4 protein-coding genes and 1 rRNA gene are annotated in these 10124 nt (G+C 31.5%); 3 read left to right on the forward strand and 2 right to left on the reverse strand.

The window, feature by feature from the left end; genetic code table 11:
* Positions 1–6 precede the first annotated feature (6 nt).
* Positions 7–2475, reverse strand: coding sequence for a hypothetical protein (locus tag ACWNT5_RS22795; RefSeq protein ID WP_456518657.1), 2469 nt, complete (start codon positions 2473–2475; stop codon positions 7–9).
* Positions 2476–2560: 85 nt separating this feature from the next.
* Positions 2561–3163, reverse strand: a complete 603-nt coding sequence (locus ACWNT5_RS22800) for a ribonuclease HII (protein ID WP_299898688.1) — start codon at positions 3161–3163, stop codon at positions 2561–2563.
* Positions 3164–3302: 139 nt separating this feature from the next.
* Here ACWNT5_RS22800 and ACWNT5_RS22805 point away from each other — a divergent pair, with 139 nt between their 5' ends.
* The 3 genes from ACWNT5_RS22805 to ACWNT5_RS22815 all read left to right on the forward strand — a co-directional run.
* Positions 3303–5399 carry a putative porin gene (locus ACWNT5_RS22805; RefSeq protein ID WP_456518658.1) on the forward strand — a complete coding sequence of 699 codons (2097 nt, stop codon included), beginning with the start codon at positions 3303–3305 and terminating at the stop codon, positions 5397–5399.
* A gap of 951 nt (positions 5400–6350) precedes the next feature.
* Positions 6351–9137 carry a hypothetical protein gene (locus ACWNT5_RS22810; protein WP_456518659.1) on the forward strand — a complete coding sequence of 929 codons (2787 nt, stop codon included), beginning with the start codon at positions 6351–6353 and terminating at the stop codon, positions 9135–9137.
* Between the two features lie 602 nt (positions 9138–9739).
* A 16S ribosomal RNA gene (locus ACWNT5_RS22815) occupies positions 9740–10124 on the forward strand; the annotation flags it as partial.

Below are 10124 nucleotides of genomic sequence, written 5' to 3' on the forward strand. Positions count from 1 at the left end.
TAGAGGTTAATTGATTTGATAAATTAGAATACTATTTTCTTCTCCTTGTACTGCAAATTCTAGATTAGGATCTTTATCCATATTTCCTAAGCTAATAATAGAGTTTCCGTATACTGGAAAATTCGGAAATAACTCTGCATTACTATCATATAAGTATACCTTTTTGGATTGCTTATCTGTAATGGCTACATAAATTTTATTATTGATGTAGAATATCTGTGGTTTTGTATAAACTCCATAGTCTAGTTCTAGCGTGTTCTCTTTAATAGTTAATTTGTTTTCCGAGAAAGTAACTAACGTTTTGTTGGTCGAAACTAAAGTGGCATTCGGGTCTAGTTCCTTGTCTATTATATTAACAGAACCATCTGATTGAATCTGAATCAGTTTTCCGTCTTTTGTAGTAGAAGTAAACTTATTTTGATATTGTTGCCATTGGTTTTTAGAAAAATCTACCGATTGCTTTACGTCAACACGAGTTCGGCCTAAACGATCTAGAATATTTATTTTACCATTTTCCTCAGAGATTAAAATATAGTCTTTACTACCAATTCTAATATGTTTTGGCGGTAAAATAATGTTGGTTTCAGTTCCTTCAAAACCAAATCCAGAGACCACATTTCCTTCTGCATCCAACATGCTAACTTTGTTTCCTTGTGTTACAACAATACGGTAGCGCTTATTTTTATCATAATCAAATAAAGAAATCGGATGCGTAATAGCTTGTTCGAATTTTTTAGGATAAGAAGTAACATCTTTACCATCCCTATCGACTAAATATAAAGTGTTTTCAGTATTAAAAAGGAGTTGATATCTGCCATTTTTATAAATGTCAATTTGTTGGATATCTCCCATGATAGCGCCGTTGATCTGTTTTTTCCAGAAGATGACTCCTTTGTCAGAGATTAGATAAAGATTATTGTCCACATCTTGTACGGCAATATCCATTCCTTTTGTCCGGTGATTTTTTACCAAAATTGGCCTATTCAGAATTTTATTTTCTAAAGTGGTTGATGTTATTTGCGTAACAGAGGTTGCGGAGCCTTTGGTAATATCTTTCTGTAATACGCCATGGATATGGGCAAAATTACTTTCTTTAATAAGTTGTAAAGCCCCAATTTGATAACCTTTAGTCTTGGTTTCGCTCCACTGTTTTTGTTGTGATTCTTCAATATTACTACTTATATATTCTTTTAAATACTTTACAGTTCCTACAATTAGTATAGAAGATTCGTCGGAGAGTTTTTCCAGTGTTTTTATGTAATATGGTTGTTCTTGTAATACGGTTTTGTTAAGGATGTTAGCAATGATAGTCTGTAAGGCATTTTTAGAAGAACCAAATACAATCTGATTTTCATAAGAGAAATAGTATTTTGCCTCAAATTCAGGGATTAAAGGTTTTAGTAATCCTGAAAACGTAGTGTTTTCTTCGTAGGTAAATATATTTATATCTCTATATGAACCTGCAGGATTGCCTGCTAATTGTTCTAAGGTGTTTTCTGGAGCTAGCGAGGTAAAAGTTAATGCAACGTCATTTTCTAAAAATATCATTCCAATTTCTGAAATTCCCGAAAACAGTTCGTCTAGATCATCAGGAATATTTTCTATTTCCCTTTCCTGAGCTAATGCAAGATTTTTCTTTAGTGTATAGAAGTCGTCATAAGTAAAGGATACAAAACCATTGGCAGTGATAGGTGTAATACTAGCTATTCTGTTTTCTTGGGCGGTAGTATTGTCAAAAATTCCAATGGTAGTCGATAAAGAGTCTTTCTCAATGGCAATTCCATCTATATATAATGCATTCTGATCTAGTTTAGCATCTACCGAGATCCATCCGCTAAAATTTGACAGCGCTATCAAGTCATTATTCGGGATTAACGAATTGTGTATTTCTTGTAGCTGTTTTCCATTTGCTATTAAAGCTACTGGATTTTTTACATCAGAAACCTCATAGGCTTTTATAAGGTCGTCACTAACTGGGATTTTATTTTCTTGCTGGCGAATTGCGTTTTCAATCAATATCTGAGAAGAAGAAGCGATTAATAAGCTATCCTGTTTGGTAGCATAAAAAGTATCACTGCCAGAAGTTATTTTATGTATGATTTTATTAGAGTAATTGATGTTTTCTATTGTTTTTTGATCTAACGAATCTTTATTTATAATCATTGGATCGTATGTAGAAATATACGTATACTCAAAATCATTCTTACCGATTGGAGAAAAACATAATAGGCCACTAGATTGGTCTACTTGATTTAATACGGGAAGTGTCTTGAAATAGTTGAATAGATCAAGATTTTTATTTTTCTTGAAAAAGTCATTATCCCTAAGCATATTTTTTGTTTGCTCCAGATCATTGATTTTTATAATCACCTGAGCATCTTTGGGAATGTAATCAATAAGAGTATTTGGTTCTTCGGTAGTAGTGTTACAAGCTAAAACAATTGTGGAGATTAGAAGTACAACTATTTTTTTCATGTGTTTTGTTTTCCTTTTTGTTCTTGGTTTTGTAATAATTTGGTTGTTTTTCTATCTACCAAATATTCTCAGTTGCCAAAGATAATTATTTGAACTCTAGTGATAACTGTTCTGGTAATAATCTAAAACTTTTTCTGTGGTATTTGGTTACACCATATTTTCTTATTGCTTCTCGATGTTCGGCAGTTGGGTATCCTTTATTTTTTTTCCAATTATACATAGGAAATTCTTCATGGATCTTTTCCATATATTCATCCCTATAGGTTTTTGCTAAAACCGATGCTGCAGCAATATTAAGATATTTACCATCTCCTTTTATAACGCAGGTATGTGGTATATTATGATATGGTTTAAATTTATTTCCATCTACAGAAATATGTTCTGGTTGAGGTGATAATTGAGCTATAGAACGTTGCATGCCCAGAATAGAAGCGTTTAAAATATTTATTTTATCAATCTCTTCCATATAGATATGTGTCACACCATAGGTAATAGAGCAGTCTTCTAGTAGTGGTCTTAGTTGCTTTCGTTTTGCTTCACTAAGCTGTTTCGAGTCATTTAAGATCGCATTACTGAAATCATCGGGTAAAATAATAGCAGCAGCAGTAACAGGTCCTGCCAGACAACCACGACCTGCCTCATCTGTACCACATTCTATGAGATCAGGTTTTAATTTTAATTCGAGCATGTTACGAAGATAATGTAAGAACAGAACATCAGAAAACTATTTTTAAGAATCAAGAAAAAAACTTAGCATTAAAACGAATAATTCATAGCTATTGACTTTCGTTAAAAAAGTATATTTTTGCCAACAGTTTACGATATAGATGAAAAAGAATTTAGTATTTATAATTATACTTCTAATAGGTTCCATAGCAAGTGCTCAGGAAGGTAATGAAGAAGAGTTCGATGGAGGAGGGACGAATACGCAACAGATTCCTGATTTCGCTCAAAAAAGGAAGCCTTTTGCAAAGAAAACCAAAAGCAAACCTCCGATTACGGATTATAAGATCATAAGTATTAAAAATGATACTACTTTTGTAGATACTACATTAACGATCCAAAGGGATTATAACTTCAACTATTTGCGAAGAGATGATTTTGGATTACAGCCCATAAATAATGTCGGGCAAACTTACAATAGTTTGATTAAAGTAGAAGAATATAACCATTTATTACCTCTTTTTGGCGCAAGGGCAAGACATTTTAATTTTATGGAAGCGGAAGATATTCTGTATTATAATGTTCCTACGCCATTAACTGAATTGTATTTTAAAACTACTTTCGAACAAGGGCAACAGTTAGATGCGTTTTTTACGGTAAATACTTCTCCTAGGTTAAATCTATCGATTGCATATAAAGGGAATAGGTCATTAGGAAAATACCAACATGCACTTACGAGTACTGGTAATTTTAGAGCTACAGCAAATTATAGAACTAAAAATGACAGATATAGTATACGAACTCATTTTGTATCTCAAGACTTATTAAACGAAGAGAATGGAGGGCTCTCAGAAACAGGTCTAAATCAATACCTTAATAATACTGAAGAATTTAGAGAGGAAGCTGATGAGTTTTCCGATAGGGGATCTATCGAGGTGAATTTTGAAAATGCTGAGAGTATTTTACTTGGGAAACGGTTTTATCTAAATCACAAATACGATATTATTAAAAAAACAGATAGTACTAATACGAATATAGCTGTGGGACATATTCTAGATCTTACCGATAAATCTTTTCAGTTTGATCAGGCTGCACCAAGTGATCTTTTTGGAGTGTCGTATGATTCTGGAGCATTACAAGATAAAGCTGCGCTAGAAGATTTTAGTAATCAATTGTTTGTAAATGTAAATAATAATTGGTTAGGTAGCCTAACTGTTAATGCCGGTATTTCAGACTATAATTACGGATACAATACAATTCTTACTTTAGAAGATGGTACGGATATTACAAATAGAATTAAAGGAAATATAGTTTCTGTAGGAGGATCTTATCAAAAATATTATAAAGGATTTCAACTTGCTGCAGATGGAATGTCCATTATATCAGGTGATTTTGATGGGAATTATTTAAATGCTTCCGCAGGATATCAGCTCGGTGATTATGGTCTACAGTTAGGTATAAGCACAAGTTCTTCAGCTCCGAATTATAATTTTCTTTTATATCAGAGTGATTACGTTAGTTATAACTGGCAGAATTTTAATAATACTGACGCTACTAATGATTTTAAAAATGTAGAAACTCAAAAAATTCATGCTAATGTGCAGGTAAAGAATTGGGCAAATATAGAAGCTAGCTATTCGACCATTGACAACTATACATATTTTACAAAAAACACGGATTCTATTACTGTTCCTGAACAGTATGATGGTAGTTTGAATTTATTAAAGCTTAAGCTTTCTAATAGTTTAAAATTTGGTTGGTTAGGTATCGATAATTCAATAGTATATCAGAATGTTAGTAATGCAACCAATACTATAAATGAAGTTGGAGATGTTAGAACCTTCGAAGTATATAATGTTCCTCATATTGTTACTAGAAATAGTGTTTATTATCAAGACTATTGGTTTAAAAGAGCGTTGTTCTTGCAGACAGGTGTAACTTTTAAATATTATTCGGAGTATGACGCGGATGGTTATGATCCAGTACTGTCAGAATTTTATGTGCAAAGCCCCAATGAGATTGAATATTTTGATCAATTTGATAATAGTGATCCAGATGAAATTATTGATACAAGACAAACATTTGGTGGCTTTCCTCAGTTTGATATCTTTTTTAATGCTAGAATAAGACAAACACGAATCTATTTTAAAGTAGAGAACTTTGGAGAAGCTTTCAGTCAGAACAATGAATTTTCTGCTCCTGGATATGCTCCTAGAGATGCCGTGATTCGTTTCGGTCTGGTATGGAATTTCTTCCTGTAAACTTTTGTGCCAATATATCTTATAATTGATATAGTAAATTACTACATCTATCATCAATTTCAATTATAATATCGAAGTTTACTCAAAATCTTTCATAAAATTTATTTTTTTTCAGCTAAATAAGACTGTAATTATAGAGTTTTTGGGATTATTTGCTTATTGAAAGAATCTATAATACGATGTGTATGGGTTAGGATCTACATTTAAGGAGGGTAAGGATGCTTTTTTGGTTTAAATATTTGTTTTTCAGTTTTTTAACATGTTTTTTGGTTTTTTATATTTAAGAATGATTTCTTGATTGTATATATATAGTTAAGATCATGGAATTGATAGATTAAATGTAATTTTATTGTAATTTTGATAAAGGTTAATAGAAAAAACAAGGTATTTTGTAATTATCCTGTTTTTCTTTTCGTTTCGAGCAATAACAATAAAGTATTTTTTAAGATAGAAAGAAATTAACCCTATAACCATTCCGAAATGGTTAATAGATCAATTAAGACTTTATTACATATTTAAGGTTTAAAATAAAGCGCTATGAAGAGAGATATTTGTTGCTTATGGATTATTTACCCATTACAGTTTAATTGAGTTAGCCGAATTCAAAAGGAGAGTTTAAATTCTTCTTTGTGGTTGTTAAGAATTGGATAAAAATAAGAAAGGTTAGATGTTATTATCTAAACATCCGTTAGAAAAAGCTTAGAATTTCAATAATTTAGATTAGTTGTTTTAAGATGCTGGAGTGAGTAAGTTTTATGTTCCTCCGGCATTTTATCCGTCTTTTTCTTAAAGAAATTAAAGAAATATTGTTTGCTCAATTTTAATTGTTTTATCATGGAAATTTGACAGAATAATACTTTTTTACAGTTCCTTATTCTGGTGACTCTTTAAGATTTTTCGTGAGTTTTTAGTATATTTGAAATACTACCCTTAGTGTAAATACAGCGTTTAATGAATCGTACTTGCCTATTAATTTTTTTATTACATTTTTTTTCTTTCTCTCAATCAATTGAAAATAAAATTCAATATCAAATTACTCATTATGATACAAAGTCTCTTGGTTTCGGAGCACAATCTTGGGATATCGAACAAGATGAAAATGGCTTGATTTATATCGCCAACGAAAATAAAGTGTTGATATATGATGGCAGTGAATGGAATTCTGTTGAAACTAACAACGCTATGGCAAATAGAAGTCTTTTCGTTAAAAATAAAGACTCTATTTATTTTGGTGCTGATGGACACTTTGGATTATTAAAAAATAGACAAGAAGCGTATAATGATTTTGAAATTTCTCTTTTAAATAACAGTAATAAACAGCTATCGGATAAAACTGAAGAATACTGGAGGATACATCGGTTAGACAATGAAATAATCTTTCAAACATTTAGTAATCTCTATATTAATCAAGGAAATATAATTACAAAAATACCTGCCCCCTGCTGTTTTAAATGGAGTTATATGGTGGGTGAAGAATTGTTTGTAAATGATTATGAAAATGGAGTTTTTAAACTGTCCGAATCAAACCTTTCTAATGTGTTTGATGATGATCAGTTAAATGGGAATATAATTGGAGTTTCTAGTTTTGATAATGAGATGTTGCTTATTACAGACACAAAAGGTTTGTATCTTGTTAAGAATGGAAAAGCAACTTTACTTCAGTTCTCCAGATCAAGTGAAATTAGTAGTGCACAGATTTTTTCTTTTTTAAAATTAAATGATGGTAGAATTGCTTTAGGGACCGTAACAAATGGACTTTATATTGTGGATCTCAATTCCGGGTATGTTGAAAATATTAATAAATTAAAAGGTCTTCAAAATAATACGGTGTTATCGATTTTTCAGGATGATGAACATAATTTGTGGTTAGCATTAGATTATGGAGTTGATTATATCAAATTAAATTCTTCCTTAAAATATTATTATGACTATTATGGTTTATTAGGAACAACTTATGCGGCAGTAAAAAATAGGGGTTTCTACTATTTGGGAACCAATCAAGGATTGTATACGCTGGATGAGAAACCAACTGATATAGAAGAAGATTTTAAACTGTTGTTGAATGGACAGGTTTGGAATCTTGCTTCTATTAATGATGAGATTTGGGTTGGTCATGATAAAGGAGCTTATATCGTTCAAGATAAAGATCTCACAAAAATAGGTGCTAGTAAAGGAGCTTGGGATTTTAGAAAATATGAGTTTAGTGAGGAAGAGTTCGTTTTATCTCCTAATTATAATGGTGTCGCTTTATATCAGAAAGAGAATAATGACTGGCAGGAATATCAGCTTAAAGGTTTTAATAAATCGGTTAGGTATTTAGAAATCGATAGTCAAAATAATATTTGGTTAGCCCTTCGCTCTGAAGGAGTTTTTAAATTTAAATTAGATGTAGATAAGAAAACTTTAGTACAGCAATCCTTCTTTCCACTAAGTGATTTTGAAGGAGTGGTATTGTCACTTTCGAAAACTAAGAATGACATTATAATAACTTCTGGATTTCATATATATACTTATAATGCTGAGAATAATTCTTTTGCAAAAGAAGCATTGGGAATGAACAAAGGGTATGCGCCTAGAATTATAGAAAAGGAAACGGAGACTTGGTATGTGGGTAATGAAAGTGTAATAATAGATACTGGAGATGAAATAGTAAATTTAGAAGAATTACAAAATCAACTGGTGCCAGATGTTTTGAATGTTTTTGAATTGGATGGAGATAAAGAAATTATTCCAATATATAGTGGTTTTTCGGCATACGTCCGAAATAGAGAAGTTTCTGTTAAAAATGCTAGGAATGATGTTATTATTAGAGACTTTGTATCTGTTAATAGTAATATCTCGTACGCTAGAAAGTCAAGAATCCCTTTTAAAGATAATGACCTTAAAGTAAAATACGCATTACCACTCTATGGTAAAAAAGTGTTATATCAATCGAAAATCAATAATGATGGATGGAGTGATTGGACAGCTTCTCAAGAAAGGACATTGTATAATTTAATAGAAGGAGACTATAAACTACAAGTAAGAGCTAAATATGATGATATTATAAAAGAATCTTCTTTTTCGTTTAAAATTAGTCCACCTATATATAGAACACCGTTAGCATATATAATATATGTATTGCTTTTTTTAAGTCTTGTGCTGGTAGGTATCTTTATAAGTCGATATAAAATGAAAAAGCAGAAAAATAAATTGCTAAAACTAAAAGAAGAAAAACTGCAAAAGCAAAGAGAAGAATATAAGGCACAAAAGATTGAGCAAGAGCGCAAGATTATTGAACTCAAAAACTCCAAATTAGAAGACGAAATAAAAGCAAAAAGTAGAGAGCTTACTCAAGTGGCATATGTAAATCTTAACAAAAACAAGATTCTTAAAAAAATCAGAGATAAAATCGTAAAAATACAAGAGTCTTCTAATGTTAGATCTCATGAGAGTAATTATATGGATCTACGAAGGCTTGTAGAATATTATATAACAGATAAGGAAAGTAGGATTTTTAAAATTAACTTCGATAAATCTCATCAGGAGTTTTATGAAAGGTTGTCCAAGGAATACCCTGGTCTAACTTCAAAAGATCTTAGATTGTGTGCATACCTTAAAATGAATTTGTCTTCAAAAGAAATCGCACCGCTTCTTGGTATAAGTCCCCAAAGTGTAGATGTAAATAGGCATAAGCTTCGTAAAAAGTTGCAATTAGACCCAGAAGATAATCTGACAAATTTTCTTATGGTTTTTTAGAGATATGCATTTTAAAGGAGCCTAATTATTAGTTTTTCTTTTTATTTACTCTTTTGAAAGTTTAGAAATTATTTTTTTTGATTTGTAACTTTAATGTTTAGAGTGTTTTACAAAAAGGTTAAAAAATAGTTGTATTTTTTTGTTGTTGAAATGAAAAAGGGTTGTATGTTTGCACCCGCAAAACGGAATAAGTTTTGAGAGTTCATTGAGAGAGTTTGGTTTTTTTGAGGATGTTTTGGGGGAGTTTTTAGTTGATAAAAATTTTTTTAAAAAAAGTTCAAAAAAGTTTTGCGGGGAATAAAAAAGCGTTTTATATTTGCACCCGCTTTGAGAAACAAGCTAAGTTCATAAGCATAGAAATTATACTGGAGTAAGGCAAAAGGGATTTTGTTTTTAAGGTTCGATTCCTTGATGATTAACGAATACAGCCAGCGATGAAGATTGTGTTGGGTTGTTGAAAAGGTTCATTGATATATTGATTGACAGCGCGTATTAATATTGGTTTATGCTGATATTATTACAATAAGAATTAAGACTAGGAATAATTTTGAGAAACGATTTATAATTCCTGATTGTGTTATGATTAAAATATTTAAGAATTCACGATGAAGAGTTTGATCCTGGCTCAGGATGAACGCTAGCGGCAGGCTTAACACATGCAAGTCGAGGGGTAACAGGTTGGTGCTTGCACTAATGCTGACGACCGGCGCACGGGTGCGTAACGCGTATAGAACCTACCTTATAGTAAGGGATAGCCCAGAGAAATTTGGATTAATACCTTATAGTATCATAAATCAGCATTGGTTAATGATTAAAGATTTATCGCTATAAGATGGCTATGCGTTCTATTAGCTAGTTGGTATGGTAACGGCATACCAAGGCGACGATAGATAGGGGTCCTGAGAGGGAGATCCCCCACACTGGTACTGAGACACGGACCAGACTCCTACGGGAGGCAGCAGTGAGGAATATTGGACAATGGAGGCA

The sequence above is a fragment of the Aquimarina sp. 433 genome, from assembly GCF_054054605.1.